A 25075-nucleotide genomic window follows, 5' to 3' on the forward strand; every position below is an offset into this window, starting at 1 on the left:
CCCCGTCAGGTGCCCAGGGGCACGACCCGTCCGGACACCCCCACCGCCCCGGCACTCTACCGGGACGACCACCCGGCCCGGGCGTCGTCACCGGGCCCCGCGCTCCGCCCGGCACACCGCAGGGGATGGAAGGATGGCGGCATGTCGGACTTCGAGAGCTCCGAGCGCCACACCCAGTTGCTCCAGTACGCGCAGAGCCTGACCCCGCCCTCCGGCTGGAAGATCGAAGTGTCCGGGGACGAGATCATCATGATGGCCGGGCCCTCGGTGATCCACCAGCGCAACCTGCTGGTCGTCCGCGAGCAGTTCGACGCCCACCGACCGGCCGGGCCGATGCCGAGCGAGAACACCGACCTCGCATCGCCGAACGTCGGCAGCTGTGCAATCCGGATCTCACCTACATCCCGCTCTCCGTGGTCGAGCTGGGCGGCGACGAGGTGCCCGCGGAGCTCGCCGAGATCGCCGTGGAGGTCGTCTCTCCGTCCAACCCCGAGAACGACCTGGTCGGCAAGGTCCGCGACTACCCGCTCATGCGGATCCCGCTGTACCTGCTGATCGACCCGCGCGAGGGGACGGTCGTGCTGTACGCCGAGCCGGACAACGGTGTCTACCACCGGCAGTGGCGCGGCGTGTTCGGTGACACCGTGCCCGTTCCGGCGCCCTTCTCGTTCGGGCTGGTGACGGGTGACCTGATCCGCTACCCGGCCTGAGTGACCGCCAGGGCGGTTGCGGGGGCCGCGTGGACGCGGACCGGGACGCCGTTGAGGACGGCGGTGCCGGAGAGCGGGTCGAGGGCGTCGGGGTCGGTGAGCCGGTTGACGTTGACGCCGGGGTCGCCGGCGGCGGTGGTCAGCCGGGTGCCGGGGCGGTCGTGACCCCAGCCGTGCGGCAGGCTGACGACGCCGGGCATGACGTCCTCGGTGATCTCGACGGGGGCGGTGAGCTCGCCGGTACGGCTGCGGACGAGGGCGCTGTCGCCGTCGGCGAGCCCGAGGACGGCGGCGTCGGCGGGGTGGACGTGCAGGGTGCACCGGTTGCTGCCGCGGGTCAGCGCGGGCAGGTTGTGCAGCCAGCTGTTGTTGGAGCGCAGGTGGCGGCGGCCGACCAGGACGAGGCCGTCACCGCGTTCGGCGAGGGCGGCGCGCAGCCGGTCGAGGTCCGCGGCGAGCGGTGCGGGGCAGAGTTCGACGGTGCCGGACGGGGTGCGCAGCACCTCGGGCAGCCGGGGTTCGAGCGGGCCGAGGTCGATGCCGTGCGGTGCGGCGAGCAGCCGGGCGAGGGTGAGGCCGTCCGGGTCGGCACCGAAGCCGTCGCCGTAGGCGCCGAGACGGAGCATCAGGTCGACCTGGCGCTCGCTGCCGCTGTCGCCGTGCAGGGCGGCGGCGAGTTCGGCCGGGTCGCGGCCGTGGACGGGCGAGGACGGGTCGGCGACGGCCTTGGCGAGGACGCCGGCGATCGCCGTCTCGTCGAGGGCGTACGGGTTCGCGGCGGCCGCGGCGCCGTGGCCGGCGACGATCATGGTGAGCCGGGAGAGGATGCGGCACTCGTCGAGTTCGCCGTCCTCGAGCGGGAGGGGCGCCGGCGACCAGCGGGCGGTGTTGCGGATCGCGAGGTCGCCGAAGGCGAGGTCGAAGTGCGGGGCGCGGCCGGGCGGCGGGGGCGGCAGAACGACGTGGGCGTGCCGGGTGGTCTCGTTGAGGTAGGGGTCGACGCTGACCATGAAGTCGAGTCCGGTGAGGGCGTCGTCGAGGCGGTGGCCGCCGGGGGTGGAGAGTACCGGGTTGCCGGCCACGGTGATCAGGGCTCGGACCTGGCCCTCGCCCGGGGTGGTGATCTCCTCGGCGAGGGTGACGGCGGGCAGTTCGCCCTTGATCTCGGGCAGGCCGCGGACCCGGCTGTGCCAGCGGCCGGTGGTGAAGCCGCGGCCGCGGCCGGTACCGCGGCGGCGCCGGGCGGCGAGCGGGAACATCGCGCCGCCCGGGCGGTCGAGGTTGCCGGTGAGGGCGTTGAGCACGTCGACGAGCCAGCTCGCGAGGGTGCCGAACTCGACGGTGCTGGTGCCGATCCGGGCGTAGACGGCGGCGGTGGGGGCGGCGGCGAGTTCGCGGGCGAGGGTCCTGATGGACTCGGCGGGGATGCCGCAGGCGTCGGAGACGGCCTCGGGCGGGAAGGGTTCGACGAGCCGGCGAACTTCTTCGGTGCCGGTGAGGTGGGGGCCGGGTGCGGTGAGCTCCTCGGCGAAGAGGGTGTGCACCAGGGCGGCCAGCAGGTAGGCGTCGGCGCCGGGGCGGATCGGCAGGTGGCGGTCGGCGAGGGCGGCGGTGCGGGTGCGGCGCGGGTCGACCACGACGAGGCGGCCGCCGCGCCGGCGCAGCGCCTTGAGCTTGCCGGGGAAGTCGGCGGCGGTGCACAGGCTGCCGTTGGACTCGACGGGGTTGGCGCCGAGCATCAGCAGGTAGTCGGTGCGGTCGAGGTCGGGGACGGGGATGGCCAGCGGGTCGCCGAAGAGCAGGCCGGAGGAGACGTGCTTGGGCATCTGGTCGACGGTGCTGGCGCTGTAGACCTGGGTGCTGCCGACGGCCTTGGCGAGCGCGCCGGCGTAGAGGCCGCCGGCGAGGGTGTGGACGTTCGGGTTGCCGAGGTAGGTGGCGACGGCCTGCCGGCCGTGCTGGCCGATCACCGCCGTGAGGCCGGCCTCCACCGCGGCGAAGGCCTCCTCCCAGTCGACCTCGCGGTGCCCGGTGGCGGTGCGCAGCAGCGGGCGGCGGATCCGGTCGGGGTCGTTGTCGAGCTGGCCGAGGGCGGCGCCCTTGGGGCAGACGAACCCGCGGCTGAACACGTCGGCCCGGTCGCCGCGGGCGGCGGTGATCCGGCCGGTGTCCACGGTGAGTTCGAGTCCGCAGGTCGCCTCGCACAGCGGGCAGACGCGGTACGCCTTCTCGGTCATGCCGACTCCCATCGCCGCGGTTCTCGCCCCCGCCCTGCAGGGTTTAGCGGAACGATAAACCACGGCGGGCCGCTTGTCGCCCGTGGCGGCGAATCCCGTGCGGGAGATGATCGCGCCGGTTTCAGCGTTCTGCTAGAAATCCCGTGCGGCGTCAACATCCGCCGAGGTGCGGCGGGGCTGCCGGGTCACCATGGCGTCCAGGCAGCGGGCCACCCGTCCGTCCAGCTCCTCCACCGGGACGTCGATCTCCCGGGCGAGGTGCTCGCGGAACAGTGCGTACCCGTAGACGGCGGAGGCGACGGCCGCCTGCAGGGCGTCGGTGTCGTCGACGGGCAGTTCGCCGCGCGCGGCCTCGGCCTCCAGCAGCCGGTGCTCGTGAGCCCGGCCGGGCAGCGGGCGGGGGCGCTCGTCGCCGTCCAGGACGAGCAGGGCCATCAGCCGGATCGGGCCGGGGCGGCGCAGCGCCGTCCAGAAGAACCGGGAGAGCCGCTTGCGGAGCGGCAGTTCTTCGGAGGCGGCGGCTGCCGCGTCCTGCACGCTCTCCTGGCCCTGGGCCCACAGGGCGGAGCGCAGCAGGTCGCGGCGGGAGCCGAAGTACTGGTAGACGAGGCCGCGGTTGACGCCGGCCTCGTCCGCCACCTCGCGGAGGTTGAGGCCGGCGAGCACGCCCTGCTGCTGCAGGAGGTCCAGGGCTGCGGTGCGCAGGGCCTCCTCGGTCGCCGCCCGGTCGTGGGACGAGCGGGTGCGCTGCGGCGTCCGTGGGGTGCTCACCGGGTGCCTCCGCGGGTGGGTTCGGCGCCGCTGCCACCGGCGCGGCCTGCGCCGACGACTCTACGGCCTCGGTCCGCTCTCCCGGCGGTGGGCGTCGATCGCCGGTGGGACACCAACGAACGGATCGGTTCGACGCCTCCCGCCTCGACGGCCTCCGCCAGGGCCCGGGTCTGACCGTCGATCATGTCGGGCAGGCGGTCGGCGGCGACCACGGCCGGGGCGGCCTCGAGCGCCGCCGGGTTCCTCTCGGGACGGGGGATGAGCTCGGTACCGCCGTGCGCGGGCCGACTCGCTGCAGCACTGCTCTCCTCGGACGTGCGGCCACTCGGTCGCGGACCACTCGCCGGTGCGGACGCCTCCGGGCCCGTCCCCGTGCGCGCCGACCGCCTCCACGGCGAAGGCCCCGCCGTCGGAACGGCGGGGCCTTCGGTCACTCCTGGGAGTGCGGGGTGGTTCAGCCGAGGGCGGCGATGGCGTCGTTGAAGGTCTTCGACGGGCGCATCACGGCCGCGGCCTTGGTGGTGTCGGGCCGGTAGTAGCCACCGATGTCGGCCGGCGAGCCCTGGACGGCGATCAGCTCGTCGACGATCGTCTGCTCCTGCTCGGACAGCGTCTTGGCGAGGCCGGCGAACGCCTGGGCGAGCTCGGCGTCGGCGGTCTGCTGGGCGAGCTCCTGGGCCCAGTACAGGGCCAGGTAGAAGTGGCTGCCGCGGTTGTCGATGCCGCCGAGGCGGCGGCTCGGCGACTTGTCCTCGTTGAGGAAGGTGCCGGTGGCGCGGTCCAGGGTGTCGGCGAGCACCTGGGCGCGGGCGTTGCCGGTGGTGGTGGCGAGGTGCTCGAAGCTGACGGCCAGGGCGAGGAACTCGCCGAGGCTGTCCCAGCGCAGGTAGTTCTCCTTGACCAGCTGCTGGACGTGCTTCGGGGCGGAGCCGCCGGCGCCGGTCTCGAAGAGGCCGCCGCCGTTCATCAGCGGGACGACCGACAGCATCTTGGCGCTGGTGCCCAGCTCCAGGATCGGGAAGAGGTCGGTCAGGTAGTCGCGCAGCACGTTGCCGGTCACCGAGATGGTGTCCTCGCCGCGGCGGATGCGCTCCAGCGAGAACGCGGTGGCCTCGACCGGCGAGAGGATCTCGATCTGCAGGCCCTCGGTGTCGTGCTCCGGCAGGTACGCCTTCACCTTGGCGATCAGCTGCGCGTCGTGGGCGCGGCCCTCGTCCAGCCAGAAGACGGCCGGGACGCCGGTGGCGCGGGCGCGGGTGACGGCGAGCTTGACCCAGTCGCGGATCGGCAGGTCCTTGGTCTGGCACATCCGGAAGATGTCGCCGGCGCCGACGGCCTGCTCCAGCACCACGGCGCCGGAGGCGTCGACGACGCGCACGGTGCCGGTGGTGGCGATCTCGAAGGTCTTGTCGTGGCTGCCGTACTCCTCGGCCTTCTGCGCCATCAGGCCGACGTTGGGCACCGAGCCCATGGTCGACGGGTCGAAGGCTCCGCGGGCGCGGCAGTCGTCGATGACGACCTGGTAGACGCCCGCGTAGCTGCTGTCCGGCAGCACGGCGAGGGTGTCGGCCTCCTGGCCGTCCGGGCCCCACATGTGGCCCGAGGTGCGGATCATGGCCGGCATCGAGGCGTCGACGATGACGTCGGACGGCACGTGCAGGTTGGTGATGCCGCGGTCGGAGTCGACCATGGCCAGGGCCGGGCCCTCGGCCATCTCGGCGTCGAAGGAAGCCTTGATCTCGGCACCGTTGGCCAGCGACTCCAGGCCCTTGAAGATGCCGCCGAGGCCGTCGTTCGGGGTCAGGCCGGCCGCGGCGAGGTCGGCACCGTACTGCGCGAAGGTGTTCGGGAAGAACGCGCGGACGACGTGGCCGAAGACGATCGGGTCGGAGACCTTCATCATGGTGGCCTTGAGGTGCACCGAGAACAGCACGCCCTCGGCCTTGGCACGGGCGACCTGCGCGGTCAGGAACTCGCGGAGCGCGGCGACGCGCATCACCGAGGCGTCGACGACCTCGCCGGCCAGCACCGGCACCTTCTCGCGCAGCACGGCGGTGGAGCCGTCGTCGCCGTGCAGCTCGATGCGGAGGCTGCCGGCCTCGGCGACGACCGCGGACTTCTCGGTGGAGCGGAAGTCGTCGACGCCCATGGTGGCGACGTTGGTCTTGGAGTCGGAGCTCCAGGCGCCCATGCGGTGCGGGTGGGCCTTGGCGTAGTTCTTCACCGAGGCGGGGGCGCGGCGGTCCGAGTTGCCCTCGCGCAGGACGGGGTTGACGGCGCTGCCCTTGACCTTGTCGTACCGGGCGCGGGTCTCACGCTCCTCGTCGGTCTTCGGGTCGTCCGGGTAGTCCGGCAGGGCGTAGCCCTGGGCCTGCAGCTCGGCGATCGCGGCCTTGAGCTGCGGGATGGACGCCGAGATGTTCGGCAGCTTGATGATGTTGGCACTGGGGGTCTTGGCCAGCTCGCCGAGCTCGGCGAGGGCGTCGGCGATGCGCTGGCCCTCCTCGAGACGCTCCGGGAAGCTCGCGATGATGCGCCCGGCGAGGGAGATGTCGCGCGTCTCCACCTTGACGCCCGCCGTCGAGGCGTACGCCTGGACCACGGGCAGGAAGGAATACGTTGCCAGGGCCGGGGCCTCGTCAGTGTGCGTGTAGATGATGGTCGAGTCAGTCACCGGGTACTCCGCTTCACGTGTACAACGTCTCGACGTCAAGATATCTCGTCCGGGACCCTATCCGACACCGCCCCCCGCATCGAGTTGTCCCGCGGCGCCGGAGGCGGCCGGCCGCACGAGGAATCCGCCGCCACCCTATGACCGTTCCGCGCCGACCGCGCCGTGGCCGCGCCGCGGTCCGGATGCCGCCGCAGTTCGGCCCCGCCGCGCGCCCCGGCTGGCGTGGCCGCACGCGCGTCGGCGCGGCGCCGCCGGGGCGGAGTGCGCCCTTCCGGCGCCGGGCGGTGCCATCATCGGGTCATGACGGGATCACCGGACGCGTTCGGGCAGGGGGACGGCACCCGGCGGCAGTGGGCGGCGCGCCTCGCCTTCGCCGCCGCGGGAGGCGCTGCGGTGGTGCTGCTGATCGTCGGCGGGCTGAAGTCGCTGGCGCTGATGATCGCCGGTCTGGCCGCGCTCGCCGTGGCCGTCGCCGGCCTCTGGTGGGCGCTCACCCACCGCGGCACCCGGCGCCTGCTGGCGATCGGCCTGGCCGCGGGCGCGGTGGCCGCCGTCCTCGTCGGGTACGCCCTGGTCGACCTGCTCTGGGCCGTGCTGCTCGTACTGGCCCTGTGGGCGGTCGCGGTGGCCGCCGGCCGGTCCGCCCTCTCGCACGGCACCAGCAAGCCGGTCGAACACCGCACACCGGCGCCCGCCCGACCGTTCCTGATCATGAATCCGCGGTCCGGCGGCGGCAAGGTCGAGCGGTTCGGGCTGGCCGCACGGGCCCGGGCGCTCGGCGCGGAGGTCGTCCTGCTCGACCCGGAGCACCACCAGGACGTCGCCGAGCTGGCCCGGGCCGCGGTGACCCGTGGCGCCGACCTGCTCGGGGTCGCGGGCGGCGACGGCACCCAGGCACTGGTCGCGGGCGTGGCCGCCGAGCACGGTGTGCCCTTCCTGGTGATCTCCGCCGGGACGCGCAACCACTTCGCGATGGACCTCGGCCTGGACCGCACCGACCCGGGCACCTGCCTGGACGCCCTCACCGACGGCGTGGAGCTGCGGATCGACCTCGGCACGATCGGCGACCGGGTCTTCGTCAACAACGCGTCCTTCGGCACGTACGCGGCCGTGGTGCAGAGCCCGGCGTACCGGGACGACAAGGTGCGCACCATCCTCGAGATGCTGCCCGACCTGCTGACCCACCAGCGCGGCCCGCGGCTGGCGCTGCGCGCCGCGGGCACCGAGGTGGACGCCCCGCAGGCCGTCCTGGTCAGCAACAACCCGTACGCGCCGGGCGACGCGGGCGGGCTGGGCCGCCGGCCGCGTCTCGACACCGGGGCGCTCGGGGTGCTCGGGGTCAAGGTGGACAACGCGGCCCAGGCGGTCGGACTGCTGCGCGGCGGCAGCGCGACCGGGCTGACGGCGCTCGCCGCGCGCGAGGTGGTGATCGACGCCGACGCCCCCGAGATCCCGGTCGGTGTGGACGGCGAGGCGCTCGTCCTGCCGACACCGGTGGTCTGCCGGATCCGCCCCGCCGCGCTGCGGGTGCGGGTGCCGCGGCACCGGCCCGGGGTGCCGAGCGCCCGGCCGCCGCTGGACTGGCGGCGCCTGCGGGAGATCGCCTTCCCGCCGCGGGACACCGTCGCCTGACCCCCGGCCCCCGTTGTCCGGTCAGTGCCCGAGGGCCGCCTTGGCCGCGACGATGACCAGACCGAGCAGCAGGTTCGCCACGCCCTCGCCGACGGCCATCCGGCGGGACGCGCCCGCGCGGACAGCACCGAGCGTCGCCCAGGTGACCTGCTGCGCCACCGCCACCGCCAGCGCGAGCCAGGCCGTCCCGGCGAGGTCGAGACCGAACAGCGGACTGACCGCCACCGCCACCGCGGGCAGCACGGCGGCCTCCACGATGGACCACTCGTGCCCGGCGACCCGCCGCAGCTCCCGGAGGTCGATGGCCTGGCCGACGATCCGCTCGCCGGCGACCTGCGCGTAGACGTGGGCCGCCCAGAACACCACGCCGGTGATCAGCAGCAGTCCGATCAGCTGGAGCCGCGGGAACTCGCCCGCCGTACCGGCGGTGGCGACGACGGACGCGGCGAGCAGCGAGCCGTACACCGCCCCGGCGTAGTCCGTCCGTCCGGCGTGGAGCCGCTCCTTGTGCACGGGCCGCCCGGTCGGGGCGGGAGTACTGGTCACCCGACCCAACATAGGGGCCCGAACCGGACATTCCGGTGAGCGACGCCGTCGGCCGGACGGCCCGGGCGACGGCCGGGGCGTGCGGTGTGCGGGGTTCCGGTGCGCGAGGTGTGCCACGTCCGTCCGACGTGCGGGACGCGTGCGGTCGTGGGCCGGCGCCGCCCCGCTCGGCGCCGGGCCGCCGGGGTCAGCTCGTCGAACCGAGAATTGCCAGTACCACGAGTCCGATGAGCGCCAGCGTCCAGGCCCACCAGGTGTCCTTCAGGTCCATTGCATCCTCCCGGGAGTGTTGCGCCGATCAGAGCACTACTGTGACGGACGGTCAACACTTCTGACAGAGGGTCGCGGCCGATCACCGGAACAGACCGCGGTGGCGGGCCGCTCAGCCGGCCAGGGCGACGAACTCCGGCTGGTCGAGGACGCGCAGCCAGCTCCCGTCCGGCTGGCGGAGCACCACCTGGGCGCGGGCGCCCGCGCCGTCCCGCGGCGGGGTCGAGGTCATCGCGACGTCCCCGCTGACCAGGGTCGGCAGCGGCGCCTCCGGCTCGAAGTGCGGGCGGTTCGCCAGAACCTTCTCCCACAATGCCCGGATCGCCTCCCGGCCAACCGTGAACCGGCCCGGCGGATAGGCCATCACGGCATCCTCCGTGTACAGCGCAGCGACCCCGGCCGCGTCGCCCGCGTTGGAGCGCTCCACGAACAGGCGGGTGATGTCCTCGGGCTTCAGGGCCTTCCCGTACTTCTCGTACTCCGCGGAGCCGGTCCGCTGCTGCTCGCTCTCCGGCATGACGCCCTCCCGGCGATCGGTCCGTTGCTGGATTCCGCGACCGTCCTCCGGCCCGGTGCTTCCAGCCTCGCCCCGCGGCGATCAGAAGTCCAACAGCTGGATCTGCTGGGAACTAGAATCAGCAGTCATGGAATTGCGGCAGCTGGAGTACTTCGTCGCGGTGGCGGAGGAGCAGAGTTTCACCCGTGCGGCGGAGCGGGTGCACATCAGCCAGTCCGGGGTCAGCGCCCAGATCCGGCAGCTGGAGCGGGCGCTCGGCGCGGAGCTCTTCGACCGTTCCGCGCGGGCCGCGACGCTCACCGTGGCGGGCAAGGCCGCCCTGGAGCACGCCCGGGCCGCGCTGGCCTCGGCAGCGGCCGTCCGGGAGGCGGTGGGCGAGGTGACCGGGCTGATCCGCGGGCGGCTCACGGTGGGGATGGTCCTCGGCTGCACGGTCACTCCGCTCTTCGAGGCGCTCGCCGCCTTCCACCGGGCCCACCCGGGGGTGGAGATCTCCCTGCTGGAGGACAACTCGGACCGGCTCGCGGAGGCGGTGCGCAGCGGCGCCGTCGACCTCGCCCTGGTCGGCACGGCCACTGCCGCGCCCGAGGGCCTGGAGGCGCTGACGATCGTCAGCGAGCCGCTGGTCGCGGCCGTCCCGGCGGGCCATCCGCTGGCCGGCCGGGGCCGGGTCGCGCTGGCCGCCCTGGCGGAGCATCCACTGGTCTGCATGCCCCGCGGCACCGGCATCCGCACGGTGCTGGACGGGGCGTGCGCCGCCGCCGGGGTCCGGCCCGTGATCGCGCTGGAGGCCGGGGCGGCGGACGCCGTGGCCGACCTCGCCGCGCGGGGGCTCGGGGTGGCCGTGTTCAGCGCGTCGATGGCCGCGGCGTACGCGGACCGGCTGACCGCCCTGGCGATCGAGGACGCCACCGAGCCGGCCCTGCTCGCACTGGTGTGGCGCCCGGCGCACGGCCCCGCCGTCCGCGAGGCCGTCCGCCGGTGCCGCCGGGCGTTCGCGGCCGGCCCGGCCTGAACCGCCCCCGGACGGCTACACGAAGCCCTCGGCGATCAGCGTCGCGCCGTCCGCGGTGACGCGGTGCCGGCGGCCCGATCCGCCCACCACCCGGCTCCAGCTCTCGACGATGAGGGACTCGCCCTCCAGCCGGTAGTTGAAGCCGCCGTACATGCCGGGGATCCGGAAGCCCATGTGCGGGACGGTAAGTTCGGTGAGCACCTCGAGCTGCGGCAGGGCGAGCCGGTGCTTCTCGACCAGCCCGTGGCCGTCCTCGCGGACGAGGGTGTGCAGGTGGCCCTCCAGGGCGGCCAGCAGGGCCGGCGGCAGCGGGTGACGCACGACGGGCCGCAGCACGTCCAGCAGGTGGGTGTGGCCGCGGGACGCCGCGATGTCCGAGGCCCGCCGGCCGTCGGAGGTGCGCAGGGTGCGCCAGGCACCGGCGACGAGCAGCCGGGTGGCCGTGACGACCGGGGCGCCGTGCCAGGCCGCTTGGTGGAGCGGGGCGAAGCCGCTGGGGCCGCCGATGCGGGTGGCGTTGGCCCACTCCGGCTGCTCGTCGAGCAGTTCGAACACCCGGCTCCATGAGCCGTCCCGGGCGGCGTCGGCGAGCGCGTCGCGTTCGGCGACCGCCTCGGCGCCGTAAACGTCACGGGTGGTCACGCCGTCCCAGGCCGAGTTCTCACGGATCGCCATTCGATCATCGTAGCCGCGGGGGCAGACAGCGGGTCGGCCGCCGGGTACTATCCCCCACACCGTAGTTACCCGCCGGTAGCTTTCGGTCCGGCCCCGCGCGCCGGCATCGACCGCCCGGTGGCGCACGGCGGTGACCCCGCGCGGCTCGGTCCGCCACAGCCGTCCCGAAGGAGATGCCATGCCCGCACTGGACCGCCAGGACGACGTCTTCGTCCTCGACCTCGGCGACACCGAGAACCGCTTCCACCCCGACTGGGTCGCCGCCGTCAACGGCCTGCTGGACGAGGTGGAGAAGGCCGAGGGCCCGCGCGCCCTGGTGACCACGGCCACCGGCAAGTTCTGGTCCAACGGCCTCGACCTGGACTGGCTGTTCGCCAACACCGACCGGGCAGTCGAGTACGTGTCCTCCGTCCAGGAACTGCTGGCCCGGATGCTGACCCTGCCCGTGGTCACCGTCGCCGCGCTGCAGGGGCACACCTACGCGGCCGGGGCGATGTTCTCGCTGGCGCACGACTTCCGGGTGATGCGCGGGGACCGGGGCTACTGGTGCCTGCCCGAGGCCGAGATCAACATCCCGTTCACGGCGGGCATGTCGGCGCTCATCCAGGCCCGGCTCCACCCGCAGGCCGCCCACGAGGCCATGGTCACCGCCCGCCGCTACGGCGGCCACGACGCCCTCACCGCCGGCATCGTCGACCGCGTCTCCGACGAGGACACCCTCCGCCGCACCGCCCTCGAACTCGCCGCCGCCCACACCACCAAGGCCGGCCCGACCGTCGGCACCATCAAGACCCGGATGTACGGCCCCGCCCTGGCCGCCCTCCGTGAGAAGGACATCCCCCTCGGCTGAACCCGCGCCCCGCCGCCGTGCCCGAACACCCCCCGGCGGCTCGGGCACGGCGGATCCGGGTCCTGCTGCCGGTGACCGATCGGCGTTGTGGCGGGCGGAAAGGGACGGCAGCGGCCGCAACACGCCGGGTAGCCTGCCGGGATGGCCTACCAGATGGTGATCTTCGACAACGACGGGACGCTCGTCGACAGCGAGCACACGGCGCACCGCGTGCTCTCGGGCTACCTGACCGAGCTCGGGTACCCGACCACGCTCGAGGAGTCCTTCCACCACTTCCTCGGCAATGCCGGGCGCAATGTGCACGCCGTCGTCGCCGACCGCTACGGCGGCACCCTGCCCGAGGACTTCACCGCCCGCTGCCACGACCGCGTCTTCGCCGCGTTCCAGCAGGGCGTCGACGCCACGCCCGGCGCGGCCGAGGTCCTCGCCGAGCTCGGACGGCGCGGACTGGGCTACTGCCTGGCCTCGTCCTCCGACCACGCTTGGATCGACCTCACCCTGGACCGGTCGGGCCTGCGCACGTACCTGCCCGCGCCGGTGGTCTTCAGCGCCGAGGACGTCGCCGGCATCGGCAAGCCCGCCCCGGACCTCTTCCTGCACGCCGCACGGGCGATGGATGTGGCGCCCCGGGACTGCCTGGTCGTCGAGGACAGCCCCAACGGCGTCCTCGCCGCGCGGGCCGCCGGGATGGACGTCCTGGGCTACACCGCACTGATGCCGGCCGACCGCCTCGCGGCCGCCGGGGCTACCGCGCTGATCCGCGAGCTGCGGCAGGTCCTCGACCACGTGGCCTGAGCCGGCGCCACCTCTTGGTGAAGCCGCCCGGGCCGCCGGAAAATTCATGAAGAAAGCTCGTCCTACCCGTCCCTGAAAACCCCCTTGACGGGCCCGTCACAGGGCCGGGAGCCACCGCGGGGACACCGACCGGAGTGTCGCCCCGGCCAGGGCTTGCACGACCCCTCAGGGGCGCCCACAAGGGACCGGCGACCCGGCCCCCACCTGGCCGTTTACCGCTTCCCGTCATAGTCTGACGGTCCGTCGGAAGGGGGGCCGGATGGACCGGACCGTACGCACTGTCGATGACGTCTTCGAGCTTCTTGACGGGCTGTTCGCCAGCCGGGACGGCCGCTGGGCCACCGGTGACGGGGCGGGCTACTGGGACCGCTTCTACGCCGACCGGTCGAAGCCCGTCCCGTTCTTCGTGGCCAAGCCCGACGAGGGCCTGGCCGGTCACATCGACCGCGGTCTGATCCGTCCCGGCCGGGCGCTGGACCTCGGGTGCGGTCCGGGGCGCAATGCTCTCTTCCTGGCGTCCCGGGGGTTCGAGGTGGACGCGGTGGACCTCTCGCCGACGGCTCTCGCCTGGGCCGGGGACCGGGCTCGGGAGGTGGGCGTCGAAGTGCGCCTCCTCTGCGGCGACGCGTTCCGGCTCGCCGGCACGGAGCTGACCGGCCCGTACGACCTGGTCGTCGACTCGGGCTGCTTCCACCACCTGCCGCCGCACCGCCGCGTCAGCTATCTGGCGCTCCTCGACCGGGTGTTGGCACCCGGCGGCCACCTCGCGCTGACCTGCTTCGCCACCGGTGCGATGGGCTCGGAACTCTCCGACGCGGACCTCTACCGGGAGGGGCGGCTGCAGGGCGGGCTCGCCTACAGCGCGGAGTCGCTGCGCGGGATCTTCTCGGACCTGACGGAGGTCGAGCTGCGCCGGATGAACGACGAACCGGCCGGGTCGGCGCTGTTCGGCGAGGCGTTCCTGTGGACGGCGCTGTTCCGCCGGGAAGCGCGAGTGGCACAGGCGGGCGAGGGGGACGGATCTCACCCGTCGGCGGCGGCGACCCGGGCGGCGATCGCGTCGAGGAGGAGTTCGAGCGCGACGGGGTAGCCGCTGCGCCGCATGTCGACGGCGAGCAGCCGTGCGGTCGCCGCGATGTTGGGGTGGGTGTCCGGAGACAGGGTTCCGTAGCTGGCCCGCCAGACCGCGAGGTCGGCGGCCTGGGCCGCCGCCGGGAGGGCGAGTGCGGCGGCGTCCAGGGCGGCGAACCCGAGCGCCTGGTCGACGAAGGCGTGGTAGATCCGCACCGCCTCGCCGTCCGGCAGGCCGGCCGCGCGCAGCACTCCGAGGATCGCCTCGACCACCCGGACCTCGTGCTCGCGGCCGGTGGTGCGGTGGGCGGCGAGCAGGGCGGCCTGCGGGTGGGCCTGGTAGCAGGCGTGGATGCGCAGGCCGATCTCCTGCAGGTCGGCCCGCCAGTCGCCGGTGGCCCGGAAGCCCTCCTGGGCGCGGCCGATCATCTCGTCGGTGAGTGCGAGCAGCAGGTCGTCGGCGCTGTGGAAGTAGCGGTAGATCGCGCTGGGGTCGGCGCCGAGGGCGGCGCCGAGCTTGCGCACGGTGAGTGCCCGGGCACCCTGCTGGGCGACGAGGTGCAGGGCCGTCTCGACGATCGTCCGCTCCGACAGCACGGTGCCCTGCCTGGTCGGGCGCCTGCGCCGGCGGAGGTCTTCCGGTACCACGCGTTCGGTCATGGCCGGTGAGCTTATGACAACAGCATTGACGTGTGAAGCGGCCCGACGGTTTCATTCCCAGCCACCGGCGCCCTCCCTCCCCGCCGGCCACTCCCCCACAGCGAGGCGGTACTCCCTTGGCATCACCGCTCAAGCCCCCCGGCCGCACCGCGGACTCCGCCGCCGCGGCCGCCCCCCTGACGACGATGCGCAAGTCGGTCGGCATCGAGGGCGGCGTCGTCATCGCCGCCTCGACGACCGCGGCGACCACCAGCATCGGCATCGGTCTCGGCCTGATGGCGGGCGTGGTCGGCCTGCACCTGCCGGCACTGATGCTGCTGGCCTTCCTGCCGGTGCTCGCCATCGCGGGCGGCTACGGCCGACTCAACCGGGTCGAGCCGAACGCGGGCAACAGCTACAGCTGGGTCGGCCGCACCCTCAACCCGTGGCTGGGCTTCCTGTCCGGCTGGGTCGGCATCGTGGGCACGGTCGTCTTCCTCGCCTACACCACCGCCGTGACCGGCTCGGCGGTGCTGCAACTGCTCGGCCTGGCGGGCCTGCACCGGCTCGGCGGTCTGACCCTCGACCCGGACTCCACGCTGCAGACCACGGCCATCGGCCTGGCCGTGCTCGGCGCCGCCACCGCCGTCGCGGTCCGCGGGCTGGACCTCTCCGCCCGGCTGCAGAAGTACCTGCTGGTCTTCGAGTACGCGGTGCTGCTGGTCTTCTGCGGCTACGGCCTGTTCGCCGGCGACCAGCCGTTCTCGCTCGACTGGTACAACCCTTTCACGATCCCCTCGCTCTCCGCGCTGGCCCAGGGCATGGTGCTCGCGGTCTTCTGCTACTGGGGCTTCGAGTCGGTGTTCAGCATCGGCGAGGAGGTCCGCGACCCGCGGGACGCCTCCCGCGGCGGATTCATCGCACTGACCGTCATCATGCTGCTCTTCCTGCTTGCCGGGACGGCCTTCCAGCGCGTACTGCCGCTCTCCGAGCTCGCCGACAACGGTGCCCAGGGGCTGACGTACTTCGGTGCGAAGCTCGCCGACCAGCCGCTGGCCGCGCTGCCGCTGGTGGCGCTGCTGTTCTCCGCCGCGGCCTCGCTGCAGGCCGGCATCATCCCCACCGCCCGCGGCATGTTCGCGATGGGACGGGACGGCACCCTCGGCCCGGTGTGGATGCGGCTGCACCCCCGGCACGGCACCCCCGCCGTCGGCACCGTGCTGATCGCCGCGGCTGCCACCGTGCTCGCCCTGCTCTCACTGGCGATCCCCACCGTCGGCGACCTGATCTCGGCCGCGGTCAACGCCAGCGGCATCCTGGTCGCCTTCTACTACGCGCTCACCGCGCTCGCCGCCGCGGTGCGCTTCCGCGGCCTGCTGCGCACCGCGCCGTGGGAGGGGCTGCGGGCGGTGGTGGCGCCGCTGCTCGGCGCGCTCGTCCTGCTCGCCGTCGGCGGGTACCTGGTGTGGACCTTCTGGTCCTCCGCCGATCACTTCGAACTCAGCGCCGACAACGGCTGGTTCCAGCTGCTGGTGCCCGCGCTGATGGCCGGCTCCGGCCTGCTGGCGGCGGCCTGGGCCCGCTGGGTGCGCCGATCCCCGTACTTCGACCGCAGATCCCCGGCCCGCTCCGCCGAGCCGGCCCTCGAACCGACCGTCTGATCCCCGGCCCGGGCCCGCCCACCGCTGGGCCCGGGCCCGACGAACCCACCGATCCGCGGCGCCACCGCCGCCCGAGCACTGGAGCACCACCCATGGCCCAGGCCGATCTGGTCTTCACGAACGGCCCCGTCCACACCAACGACCCGGCCCGCAGCCGGGCCACCGGCCTCGCCGTCACCGCCGGACGGATCACCGCCGTCGGCCACGACGAGGTCCGCGAGCTGATCGGACCGCGCACCCACGTCGTCGACCTGCACGGCAGGTTGCTGATCCCCGGCTTCCAGGACGCGCACGTCCACGCGGTGTACGGCGGCGCCGAGCTCGCCGAGTGCGACCTGTCCGGCACCACCGGCGTCGACGAATACCTGCGCCGTGTCCGCGAGTTCGGGGCGGCCCACCCCGACCGGGAGTGGATCACCGGCAGCGGCTGGTCGATGGAGAGCTTCGAGGGCGGCCTGCCGAGCCGGCAGCTGCTCGACGCCGTCTGCGCGGACCGTCCGGTCTTCCTGCTGAACCGCGACCACCACGGCGCCTGGGCCAACACCCGCGCCCTGGAGCTCGCCGGGCTCACCGCCGACACCCCGGACCCGGCCGACGGCCGGATCGAACGCGAGCCCGACGGCACCCCCAGCGGCGTGCTGCAGGAGGGCGCGACCGGCCTGGTCTCCCGCCTCGTCCCGCCGAGCACCGCGGCCGACCGGCTGGCCGGCCTGCTGCGCGCCCAGCGGCTGCTGCACTCGCTCGGCATCACCGGCTGGCAGGACGCCCTGCTCGGTGTCTTCAACGGACAGCCCGACGTCTCGGACGCCTACCGGACGGCCGCCCTCGACGGCACGCTCACCGCCCGGGTCACCGGCGCCCTCTGGTGGGACCGCGAACGCGGCGCCGAACAGATCCCCGAACTGGTCGCACGACGCCGGGAGTTGAGCCACGGGCGGTTCCATGCCCGCGCGGTCAAGATCATGCAGGACGGCATCGCGGAGAACTTCACCGCCGCCATGACCAGCCCCTACCTCGACCGGTGCGGCTGCGCCACCGCGAACAGCGGGATCAGCTTCGTCGACCCCCAGCGGCTGCGCGAGCACGTCACCGCCCTCGACGCCCTGGACTTCCAGGTGCACTTCCACGCCCTCGGCGACCGCGCCGTGCGCGAGGCGCTGGACGCGGTCGAGGCCGCCGTCGCCGCCAACGGCCGGCGCGGCAACCGGCACCACCTCGCCCACCTCCAGGTCGTCCACCCCGACGACGTCCCGCGCTTCGCCCGGCTCGGCGCGATCGCCAACATCCAGCCGCTGTGGGCCGCCCACGAGCCGCAGATGGACGACCTCACCATCCCCTTCCTCGGCCCCGAACGCGCAGCCTGGCAGTACCCGTTCGGCTCGCTGCTGCGCGCCGGCGCCACCCTCGCCGCGGGCAGCGACTGGCCGGTCAGCAGCCCCGACCCGATCGCCGGACTGCACGTCGCCGTGAACCGCGTCGAACCCGGCGCCACCGACGGCCGGGTCTTCCTGCCCGAGCAGCGCCTCGATGTGGCCACCGCCCTCGCCGCGTACACCGCCGGCTCGGCCCACGTGAACGGCCATGACGACGCCGGCAGCCTGCGCCCCGGCCACCTCGCCGACCTGGTCGTCCTGGACCGGGACATCCTCACCGCGCCGCCCGCGGAGATCGCCGACGCCCGGGTCGAACGGACCTACGTCGGCGGGGAACTCGTCCACCTGGCCGGCTGACCCCGGCCGCCCCGGTGCGCGCGGCCGGCGCACCGGGGGCTGTCAGTGATCGCCACTACCTTTCTCAGCGTCCCGCCGATCCGGCGCGGCACACCCCCGGACGCAAGGAGAAGGTGCATTGTCTGCCTGGGAGGAGTCGAGCACGGCGCGCGTGGTGCCGCCCGCGCGGCCGCGCAAGCTCGCCAAGGTCCCGTTCGTCGAACTGGCCGACGGCCGGCTGCAGGGCGTGGTGTCCAGCGGCTCCGACATCGAGCGGGTCTACGTGTCGTCCGTCGCCGCCGGCGACTTCGCGTTCGCCTGCAGCACCAACAACAACAGGCCCTGCGGCGGCGCCCGCGGCTCGTTCTGCAACCACATCGGCGCCCTGGTCACCGAGGCGGTGCTGCAGTACGGCGCCGAGCGGGTCGCCCGCTACCTGCGGGTCGAGACCGCCGACGACGCGGCGGCCATCGCCGGTGCGATGCGGGCCACCCGGCCCCCGGCCGCCGACCGGGCGGCCGCCGCGCAGGTGTTCAGCCGCTTCCTGCGCCACCTGGCGTACCTGGAGCTCGCGCCGACCACCGCGCCGCTGCCGGAGATGCAGTGGTTCCCGCCGACCCGGGCGGCGGTGGCCTGATGCGCGCCGACCTGCTCACCGATCCGGTCGACGGCCTCGACGAGGCGCTCGCCGCCGTCGACGCCTTCGACCGCGTGCTCGCCGCCGGAGTGCTGCGGCCGCAGCCCGCCCAGGCCGCCGGGCTGCTCGCCCTGGCCGGGGCCGTCGCCGGCTCGCCGCTCGCCGCCCGGGCCGCAGAGGCCGCCGAGAAGACCGCCGCCGGTGTCGGGGACGAGGACCACCTCACCGCCCTGGCCGCCGCCCGCTGCGCCCTGCTCGGCTCCGTCCACGACGCGCTCACCGCCCGGATCGACGAGGCGACCGGCCGCGGCCGCGCCGCCGCTCCGCCCACCGGGCCCGGCACCCCGCAGGCCGCCAACCTGCTCGCCGCCGCCCGCGCCTGGCTCACCGACCTCGCCCGGGCCGGCTGGCAGGGCATCGACCACGAACTCGTCGCCGGCGCCGCGCCGGTGGTCACCGCGATGCTGCCCGACCCGGCGCTGCGCCGCCTCGCCACCCTGCTGGACGGCTTCGCCGCCGAACTCGCCGCCTCCTGCCCCGGCGCCACCCTGGAGCGGGTGCCGCTGCGCCGCTGGGCCGACCTGTGGTCGCGGGCCCTGGTGCTCACCGTGCCGGGCGCGGCCGCCGTACCGCCCGCCACGGGCGTGACGGGCCGTCTGCTGCCGCTGGGCATCGACCTGCAGGAGCACGCGACGGCCGTCCAGGCCCAGGTGCACGCCGTCCTGGAGCCCGCCGGCGGCGGCACGCCCCGGCTGGTGCGCGCCTCCGTCTCCGTACCCAAGCCGGACACGGTCGTCGGGGCGGGCGTCTGGCAGCTGCTCCGCCCGCACTCGGCGCTGCTCGCCGCCGTCGGCGAGGGCCGCTCGATGGAGCTCGCCGACATGCCGGCCACCGCCGCGGGCGACCTGCTCTGGAACGACGGGCACGCCCGCCCGGGCGAGCCCGCCGACGCCTTCGCCACCGCGCGAGTCGTGCTGGCCACGGCGGAGGCCGCCGCGACCGCGCCGCTGGACCGGCACCCGGCGGGCATCGCGGTGCCGGTGCTGCTGGAGGGCTACACCGTCCGTCAGGACGAGGACGGCACGGTCTTCGACCTCGCCGGGCAGCCGCTCGCCGTCGACACCGACCGCATCCCGGCGGCGGGCCCGCTCACCCCGGAGGCCGTCGCGACCTCCGGCGCGTGCATCGGGCTGCTCCGCTGGGACGCCGGCCGGTACCTGCTGCAGCCGCTCGCCGTCGAGACGACGGTGCGGAAGAAGGCCGTCGCCCTGCACGCCGGGGCCTGGGCCGGCGGCACCACCGACAAACTGGGCGTCAAGGCCGAGAAGGCCGCCACCGACGCCGTCGCGGTGCTGCGCGAGCGTGCGGGAAGGCTGCTGCGGAAATGACCGAGCCGACGACCGAACCGATCCCGGACGCGGACGAGAACCGCCGTCAGGTCCTCTACTGGCGGCTGCTCGCCCGCCTCTTCGACCCGGAGGAGCAGCACGCCCTGGAGTCGGCGAGCCTCTCCGTCGTGGAGGACATCGGCCTGCCGTCCGCCCTGCTCGACCCGCAGACCTCCGTCGACTCCGTCGTCCAACGGCACCCGGAGCTGGCCGCCGAGATCGACGGCCTGATGGTGCCGGGCGAGGACGGCGGCCGGCGGGACGGCGCCGCCGAGGTGCGGCGCGCCGCTCTGGCGTCGAAGGTGCTGCTGAACGTCTTCGACACCGGCTGCGGCACGGTCACCGCCGGGCAGCTCGCCCGGTGGCAGTCCGACTTGGGCTGGCTGGAGCGCGCCCTCGGCAGCCGGCCCGGCGAGCTGCGCGCGGGCCGCGGCCGGGCGCCCGGCGGCGTCCCCGGCCAGGGCCTCGGGCCCGAGCTGGGCTCGATCGAGGCCGGCCTGGTGAAGCGGATGCAGCTGCGCGAGGTGCTCGCCGATCCGCAGCTCGCCGCGCAGCTGACGCCGAGCATGTCGCTGATCGAGCAGTTGCTGCGGGACAAGCACAACCTCTCCGGTGTCGCGCTGGCCAACGCCAAGGCGCTGATCCGCCGCTTCGTCGACGAGGTCGCCGAGGTGCTCCGCACCCAGGTCGCCAAGGCCAGTGTCGGGACGCCGGACCGCTCGGTGCCGCCGAAGCGGGTCTTCCGCAACCTCGACCTCGACCGCACGATCTGGAAGAACCTCACCAACTGGAGTCCGGAGGAGGAGCGGCTCTACGTCGACCGCCTCTACTACCGGCACACCAGCCGGAAGACCACGCCGCAGCGGCTGATCGTGGTGGTCGACCAGTCCGGTTCGATGGTCGACTCGATGGTCAACTGCACCATCCTGGCGTCGATCTTCGCCGGGCTGCCCAAGGTCGACGTGCATCTCATCGCGTACGACACCCGTGCGATCGACCTGACCCCCTGGGTGGGCGACCCGTTCGAGATGCTGCTGCGGACCAACCTCGGCGGCGGCAACGACGGCCCGGTCGCGATGGCGATGGCCCGCCCGAAGATCACCGACCCCGCCGACACCGTGATGGTGTGGATCTCGGACTTCTACGAGTTCGACCGCTCCCAGCCGCTGTTCGAGGCCATCGAGGCGGTGCACCGCTCCGGGGTGAGGTTCATCCCGGTCGGCTCGGTGACCAGCTCCGGCCGCCAGGAGGTCAACCCCTGGTTCCGGGAGCGCTTCAAGGCGCTCGGCACACCGGTGATCTCCGGCCACATCGGCAAGCTCGTCCACGAGCTCAAGAACTTCCTCGCGTAGCCCGGCTCCGCCCCGGTCTCGCCCCCCAGTCCCTCGTCCCGTCCTGAAAGGCCCCTGACATGTCCGACCTGTTGCGCGCGCCCGCCGAGCTCAAGTACGCCGAGGAGCTGGCCTGGCTGGAGTCGATCGACGACAGTCCCAAGCCGTTCAGCTGGCGGCTCTCGCCCAAGATGGTGCGGCTGTTCGTGCTTGGCTCCGAGCGCTCCGACGGCCTCGACCGCGAGGTCGCGCAGAAGTGGTTCGGCGACCGCAGCATCGTCGAGCGCGCCATCGTCACCCTGGCCTCCGACCGCGGCCTGCTGCTGATCGGCGACCCGGGCACCGGCAAGAGCTGGCTGGCGGAGCTGCTCGCCGCGGCGATCTGCCGCGACTCCACCCTGGTCGTCCAGGGCACCGCCGGCACCACCGAGGACCACATCAAGTACTCGTGGAACGTGTCCATGGTGATCGCCAAGGGCCAGTCCCGGGAGTCGATGATCCCCTCGCCGATCATGACGGCGATGGAGTCCGGTGCGATCGGCCGTTTCGAGGAGCTCACCCGCGCCACCAGCGACGTGCAGGACGCGCTGATCTCGATCCTCTCCGAGAAGTACATCTCGGTGCCCGAACTCGACAGCGACGGCATCGTGTTCGCCAAGCCGGGCTTCTCCGTCATCGCCACCGCCAACAGCCGCGACCGGGGCGTCAACGACCTCTCCTCGGCGCTCAAGCGGCGCTTCAACTTCGTGCGCATCCCGGTGGTCACCAACAAGAAGAGCGAGGCGGAGATCGTCCGCTTCCGCACCGAGGAGCTGCTGCGCCGCCACTCCATCGAGCTGGAGGTGCCGCCCACCCTGCTGGACGTGCTGCTGCAATCCTTCGCCGACCTGCGCGCCTCGGCCGCCGGGGCCGGCAGCGACGACGAGAAGCTGGAGTCGGCGCTCTCCACCGCCGAGCAGATCGGCGTGCTGGAGGACGCCGTGCTGCACAGCAACTTCTTCGGCGAGCGGACGCTGACCGCCCGCACCCTGGCCTCCTCGCTGGTCGGCTCGCTGGCCCGGCGCGAGCCGGAGGACCTCGCCATCCTCAACAAGTACCTGCACGGCGTGGTCGAGCCGCGCGGCAAGGAGCAGGGCGGCGAGTGGCCGGAGTTCCTGGAGGGCGGCCGCGACGCGATCGCCACCCTGTCGTGACGGCGGCACCCGCGGGCACCTTCGACCCGCTGCGGGCACAACTCCAGGAGGCGGCAGCCTCGTTCGCCGACGGCCCGGACGCCCTGGAGGGCATCCTGCTCGGCATCGTCGACGACGTCGACCGGGCCGTGCGCGAGCCGCTGGAGATCTTCCCCGTCTGCCACCACTCGCCGGCCTCCGCGGTCGCGATGGCGCGCCGGCTGCGCGAGAAGCAGCCCAAGGTGGTGTATCTGGAGCTGTGCGAGGACATGGCGCCGCTCCTCACCGAGCTGCGCAACTGCCGTCTCCCGGTGGCCGTCCAGGCGTTCGCGACGGAGGTCGACGGCTTCCCCGCCGACTGGGCGCCGCTCTCCGTGGTGGCGCCGATCACCGAGGCCTCCGCCGAGTACCAGGCGATCGCGTACGCGCTGGACACGCCAGGTGTCGAACTCGTGCTGGTGGACCGCTCCTCGGACCACGTGTTCCAGTGGCAGCCGCGGGAGGCCGAGCCGGACGCGCCGGCCGACCCGGAGTCCTCGCCCGCCGAGGGCGAGGCCGCCCTGCACGGCGACGCGGTCGGCGTGGAGATCGGCGATCTCCGGCCGCGCTTCGCCGAGTTGGAGGAGCACCTGCTGCGGCACGGCAAGGTCCGGCACTGGTCCGAGTGGTGGCACCAGTACGTGGAGGTGCCGCTCGGTGACGCCGACCACGACACCTACCGCCAGGTGATGGTGCTGATCGGCAGCCTGTTCCGGCGGCTGGCGCCCGGCGACCCGCGCCGGGTGGCGGTGGACGAGGACCGTGAGCGGTACATGTGGACCAGGATGCGCCAGCACCTGGCGGCCACCGGCACCGACCCGGCCGACTGCCTGTACGTCTGCGGCGCCTTCCACGCGGCCAGCCGGGTCGCCGAGTTCGGTGTCGACGGCAGCGACGGGTTCGAGATCTCGCCGCGTTCGGCGACCCGCTGGCAGCACGGCCTGATTCCGTCCAGCCACGCCGCGATCGAGGCCCAGTTCGGCCTGGCCGCCGGCTCGGTGTCGATCGCCGCCACGGTGTGGTCGACGAACCTGAAGCGCACCAAGGTCCGGCCGTACCGCCTGGCGGGCCAGGCGGGCGGCACCAAGGGCAGCGGCAGCGCCGCCCCGGTGTCCGTCCCGGCCGGCGGCCCGGCGCCGTCCGACCGGCTGTCCGGCTTCCTGCAGCGGCCGCCCGTGCTCGACGCCCTGGACGAGGCCGAACTGCTCGGCTGGTCCGTCGACATCGTGCGCGCGGCCCGCCGCAACGGCTACCTCGCCTCGACCGCCGACGCCATCGCCGTCTTCCAGACCTCGGTCCTGCTGGCCGGGCTGCGCGACCGGGCGAAGCCGACGCCGTACGACTTCCAGGACGCGGCCGTCACCTGCATCGAGAAGGACGGCGTGCCGGGCCGGCGCGACGTCCGCCGGCTGGTCGAGATCATGATGGGCGGGGACCGGATCGGCCAGGTCGGCTACGACGCGCTGCCGCCGCTCGCCCGGGACGTGCACGACCGGCTCGCCCCGCTCGGTCTGCGGCTGGAGCAGCGCGGGGTCCAGCGGGCGCTGCTGGACATCGCCTCCCGGCCGGAGCTGGACGCCTGCTCCGACGTGCTGTGGCGGCTGCGGTACCTGCTGCCGCAGGGCGCCGCACGGCCGATCATGGGTGAGCGCAGGCTCGGCGAACGCTCCGTCCAGGAGTCCTGGGACCTGGCCCTCGGCACCCACCAGCGCGCCCTGATCGAGCTCGGCTACGAGGGCGTCAGCCTGGAACAGGTGCTGGAGCAGCGGCTGCGGCGCAAGGCCTACGGGCCGCAGGCGACCACCGCCGACGTGCTGGAGGCCGTCGAGGACGCCGTCCGCTACCTGGGCAGCCGGCGGCTCGCCGACGAACTCGGCCGGCACGCCCTGGCGGTGCTGGCCACCGAGCGCAGCGTGGACGGCGCACCGGAGGTGCTGCGCCGGGTCCGGCGGCTGCTGGCGTACTACCGGACGAGCGAACCGGTGCTGCCCGGCTGGATCGAGTCCTTCGTCAGGACGGGCTACGCGCACTACTGCACCCTGCTGCCGACGGCGTTCACCGACGAGGACGCGACGGTGCGCCAGGTCGCCGCGATGCTGGGCTTCCTGTTCGGCATGGAGAGCCTGGCGCTGTCGCTGGGCTGCGACCGGACGCAGCTGGAGCTGGCGGTGGCCCAGTCGCACCCGGAGGAGCCGTCCCGGGTGGCGCTGCTGTGGGCCGCCCAGGTGCAGCTCGGCCGGCTCTCCCGGGCACAGCTGCGCTCGCGATGCGCCGACCTGCTGGCCAACCCGCTGGCGCTGCCCGCCTATCCGCGCTACCTGAGCGGGTTCGTGCAGGCGCTGGAGCCCGTGCCGGGCCTGGCCGACTTCGTGGTCGAGGCGGTGTCCCGGGCGTTCGGGCAGCTGCCCGACGCGGTGCTGCTGCCCTGGCTGCCGACGCTGATCACCGGTCTGCGGGCGGGCGGGGCCGAGCTGGCGCCGCTGCTGATCCGCGAGGCCGGGCGGATCTTCCCGGGCCGGCTCGCGGCGCTGGACGCCTGGGTGCCGCCGTGGCGTGCCCCGCAGCCCGATCCGGCTGCGCTGCGCCCGGACCGGCGCGGGAGCGGGGGCGCCGCGCTGCTGGCGGCCCACCCCGGGTCCTGCGACGCGCTGGCCGGTCTGCTGGGCTGCGAGGAGGGCTGGGAGTCGCCGGACTCCGCGCCGGCCGGCGCGTCCCTGCTCCGCCACCACCCGGACG

The 25075-nt window shown here is 74.0% G+C and carries 20 protein-coding genes; 13 read left to right on the top strand and 7 right to left on the bottom strand.

What is annotated here, in order from left to right:
• Positions 1-125: 125 nt before the first annotated feature.
• Complete coding sequence (locus KSNIM_RS03410) at positions 126-710, top strand: Uma2 family endonuclease (protein WP_263101711.1); 585 nt, start codon at positions 126-128, stop codon at positions 708-710.
• On the opposite strand, the gene KSNIM_RS03415 is transcribed toward KSNIM_RS03410, so the two are convergent.
• The 3 genes from KSNIM_RS03415 to KSNIM_RS03425 all read right to left on the bottom strand — a co-directional run bounded on the left by KSNIM_RS03415 (position 698) and on the right by KSNIM_RS03425 (position 6392).
• Positions 698-2947, bottom strand: coding sequence for a molybdopterin oxidoreductase family protein (locus tag KSNIM_RS03415; RefSeq protein WP_263101712.1), 2250 nt, complete (start codon positions 2945-2947; stop codon positions 698-700). The genes KSNIM_RS03410 and KSNIM_RS03415 overlap by 13 nt on opposite strands.
• A gap of 132 nt (positions 2948-3079) precedes the next feature.
• Positions 3080-3718, bottom strand: coding sequence for a TetR/AcrR family transcriptional regulator (locus KSNIM_RS03420; protein ID WP_263101713.1), 639 nt, complete (start codon positions 3716-3718; stop codon positions 3080-3082).
• Between the two features lie 454 nt (positions 3719-4172).
• Positions 4173-6392 (bottom strand): NADP-dependent isocitrate dehydrogenase, encoded by a 2220-nt coding sequence (locus KSNIM_RS03425; RefSeq protein WP_263101714.1) that lies wholly within the window; start codon positions 6390-6392, stop codon positions 4173-4175.
• A 300-nt stretch (positions 6393-6692) separates the two neighbouring features.
• Between KSNIM_RS03425 and KSNIM_RS03430 the strand changes: the two genes are divergently transcribed.
• Positions 6693-8024, top strand: coding sequence for a diacylglycerol/lipid kinase family protein (locus tag KSNIM_RS03430; RefSeq protein ID WP_263101715.1), 1332 nt, complete (start codon positions 6693-6695; stop codon positions 8022-8024).
• Positions 8025-8045: 21 nt separating this feature from the next.
• On the opposite strand, the gene KSNIM_RS03435 is transcribed toward KSNIM_RS03430, so the two are convergent.
• Positions 8046-8570 carry a hypothetical protein gene (locus KSNIM_RS03435; RefSeq protein ID WP_411543650.1) on the bottom strand — a complete coding sequence of 175 codons (525 nt, stop codon included), beginning with the start codon at positions 8568-8570 and terminating at the stop codon, positions 8046-8048.
• Between the two features lie 382 nt (positions 8571-8952).
• Entirely contained in the window at positions 8953-9357 is a 405-nt protein-coding gene (locus KSNIM_RS03440) for a YybH family protein (RefSeq protein ID WP_263101716.1), read from the bottom strand.
• 127 nt (positions 9358-9484) lie between these two features.
• Between KSNIM_RS03440 and KSNIM_RS03445 the strand changes: the two genes are divergently transcribed.
• A complete protein-coding gene (locus KSNIM_RS03445; RefSeq protein ID WP_263101717.1) occupies positions 9485-10372 on the top strand; it encodes a LysR family transcriptional regulator in 888 nt (295 codons plus the stop codon).
• 15 nt (positions 10373-10387) lie between these two features.
• Here the strand turns inward: KSNIM_RS03445 and KSNIM_RS03450 are convergent, their stop codons facing one another.
• The gene (locus KSNIM_RS03450) at positions 10388-11047 is read right to left on the bottom strand and encodes an ankyrin repeat domain-containing protein (RefSeq protein WP_263101718.1); all 660 of its coding nucleotides are present in this window, start codon (positions 11045-11047) and stop codon (positions 10388-10390) included.
• A gap of 178 nt (positions 11048-11225) precedes the next feature.
• On the opposite strand from KSNIM_RS03450, the gene KSNIM_RS03455 reads away from it, so the two are divergent.
• From KSNIM_RS03455 to KSNIM_RS03465, 3 genes are all read left to right on the top strand, one after another.
• Positions 11226-11897, top strand: coding sequence for an enoyl-CoA hydratase-related protein (locus KSNIM_RS03455; protein WP_263101719.1), 672 nt, complete (start codon positions 11226-11228; stop codon positions 11895-11897).
• 141 nt (positions 11898-12038) lie between these two features.
• Positions 12039-12692: an HAD family hydrolase gene (locus KSNIM_RS03460; RefSeq protein WP_263101720.1), complete on the top strand. Its 654-nt coding sequence runs from the start codon at positions 12039-12041 to the stop codon at positions 12690-12692.
• Between the two features lie 259 nt (positions 12693-12951).
• Positions 12952-13782, top strand: coding sequence for a class I SAM-dependent methyltransferase (locus KSNIM_RS03465; RefSeq protein ID WP_263101721.1), 831 nt, complete (start codon positions 12952-12954; stop codon positions 13780-13782).
• On the opposite strand, the gene KSNIM_RS03470 is transcribed toward KSNIM_RS03465, so the two are convergent.
• Complete coding sequence (locus KSNIM_RS03470; protein WP_263101722.1) at positions 13716-14423, bottom strand: TetR/AcrR family transcriptional regulator; 708 nt, start codon at positions 14421-14423, stop codon at positions 13716-13718. The genes KSNIM_RS03465 and KSNIM_RS03470 overlap by 67 nt on opposite strands.
• 185 nt (positions 14424-14608) lie before the next feature.
• Here KSNIM_RS03470 and KSNIM_RS03475 point away from each other — a divergent pair, with 185 nt between their 5' ends.
• From KSNIM_RS03475 to KSNIM_RS03505, 7 genes are all read left to right on the top strand, one after another.
• Positions 14609-16063, top strand: a complete 1455-nt coding sequence (locus KSNIM_RS03475; RefSeq protein ID WP_263107817.1) for an APC family permease — start codon at positions 14609-14611, stop codon at positions 16061-16063.
• Between the two features lie 92 nt (positions 16064-16155).
• The gene (locus KSNIM_RS03480) at positions 16156-17793 is read left to right on the top strand and encodes an amidohydrolase (RefSeq protein ID WP_263101723.1); all 1638 of its coding nucleotides are present in this window, start codon (positions 16156-16158) and stop codon (positions 17791-17793) included.
• A 118-nt stretch (positions 17794-17911) separates the two neighbouring features.
• The gene (locus tag KSNIM_RS03485) at positions 17912-18409 is read left to right on the top strand and encodes a hypothetical protein (protein ID WP_263101724.1); all 498 of its coding nucleotides are present in this window, start codon (positions 17912-17914) and stop codon (positions 18407-18409) included.
• The gene (locus KSNIM_RS03490; protein ID WP_263101725.1) at positions 18376-19797 is read left to right on the top strand and encodes a hypothetical protein; all 1422 of its coding nucleotides are present in this window, start codon (positions 18376-18378) and stop codon (positions 19795-19797) included. Before KSNIM_RS03485 ends, KSNIM_RS03490 begins: the two co-directional genes overlap by 34 nt.
• Positions 19794-21149 carry a VWA domain-containing protein gene (locus tag KSNIM_RS03495; protein ID WP_263101726.1) on the top strand — a complete coding sequence of 452 codons (1356 nt, stop codon included), beginning with the start codon at positions 19794-19796 and terminating at the stop codon, positions 21147-21149. Before KSNIM_RS03490 ends, KSNIM_RS03495 begins: the two co-directional genes overlap by 4 nt.
• Before the next feature lie 59 nt (positions 21150-21208).
• Entirely contained in the window at positions 21209-22321 is a 1113-nt protein-coding gene (locus KSNIM_RS03500) for an ATP-binding protein (protein WP_263101727.1), read from the top strand.
• The coding region (locus KSNIM_RS03505) for a DUF5682 family protein (RefSeq protein ID WP_263101728.1) at positions 22318-25075 on the top strand (2758 nt) is incomplete at its 3' end. The genes KSNIM_RS03500 and KSNIM_RS03505, both read left to right, overlap by 4 nt.

This window comes from Kitasatospora sp. DSM 101779 (genome assembly GCF_025655475.1).
Classification (GTDB): domain Bacteria; phylum Actinomycetota; class Actinomycetes; order Streptomycetales; family Streptomycetaceae; genus Kitasatospora.

What these genes read in the sequence shown, in the direction of transcription:
- KSNIM_RS03410 (WP_263101711.1), top strand. Translation starts at nt 126, where the DNA reads ATGGAAGGATGGCGGCATGTCGGACTTCGAGAGCTCCGAGCGCCACAC.
- KSNIM_RS03415 (WP_263101712.1), bottom strand. Translation starts at nt 2,947, where the DNA reads ATGACCGAGAAGGCGTACCGCGTCTGCCCGCTGTGCGAGGCGACCTGC.
- KSNIM_RS03430 (WP_263101715.1), top strand. Translation starts at nt 6,693, where the DNA reads ATGACGGGATCACCGGACGCGTTCGGGCAGGGGGACGGCACCCGGCGG.
- KSNIM_RS03440 (WP_263101716.1), bottom strand. Translation starts at nt 9,357, where the DNA reads ATGCCGGAGAGCGAGCAGCAGCGGACCGGCTCCGCGGAGTACGAGAAG.
- KSNIM_RS03445 (WP_263101717.1), top strand. Translation starts at nt 9,485, where the DNA reads ATGGAATTGCGGCAGCTGGAGTACTTCGTCGCGGTGGCGGAGGAGCAG.
- KSNIM_RS03450 (WP_263101718.1), bottom strand. Translation starts at nt 11,047, where the DNA reads ATGGCGATCCGTGAGAACTCGGCCTGGGACGGCGTGACCACCCGTGAC.
- KSNIM_RS03455 (WP_263101719.1), top strand. Translation starts at nt 11,226, where the DNA reads ATGCCCGCACTGGACCGCCAGGACGACGTCTTCGTCCTCGACCTCGGC.
- KSNIM_RS03460 (WP_263101720.1), top strand. Translation starts at nt 12,039, where the DNA reads ATGGCCTACCAGATGGTGATCTTCGACAACGACGGGACGCTCGTCGAC.
- KSNIM_RS03465 (WP_263101721.1), top strand. Translation starts at nt 12,952, where the DNA reads ATGGACCGGACCGTACGCACTGTCGATGACGTCTTCGAGCTTCTTGAC.
- KSNIM_RS03470 (WP_263101722.1), bottom strand. Translation starts at nt 14,423, where the DNA reads ATGACCGAACGCGTGGTACCGGAAGACCTCCGCCGGCGCAGGCGCCCG.
- KSNIM_RS03475 (WP_263107817.1), top strand. Translation starts at nt 14,609, where the DNA reads ATGCGCAAGTCGGTCGGCATCGAGGGCGGCGTCGTCATCGCCGCCTCG.
- KSNIM_RS03480 (WP_263101723.1), top strand. Translation starts at nt 16,156, where the DNA reads ATGGCCCAGGCCGATCTGGTCTTCACGAACGGCCCCGTCCACACCAAC.
- KSNIM_RS03495 (WP_263101726.1), top strand. Translation starts at nt 19,794, where the DNA reads ATGACCGAGCCGACGACCGAACCGATCCCGGACGCGGACGAGAACCGC.
- KSNIM_RS03500 (WP_263101727.1), top strand. Translation starts at nt 21,209, where the DNA reads ATGTCCGACCTGTTGCGCGCGCCCGCCGAGCTCAAGTACGCCGAGGAG.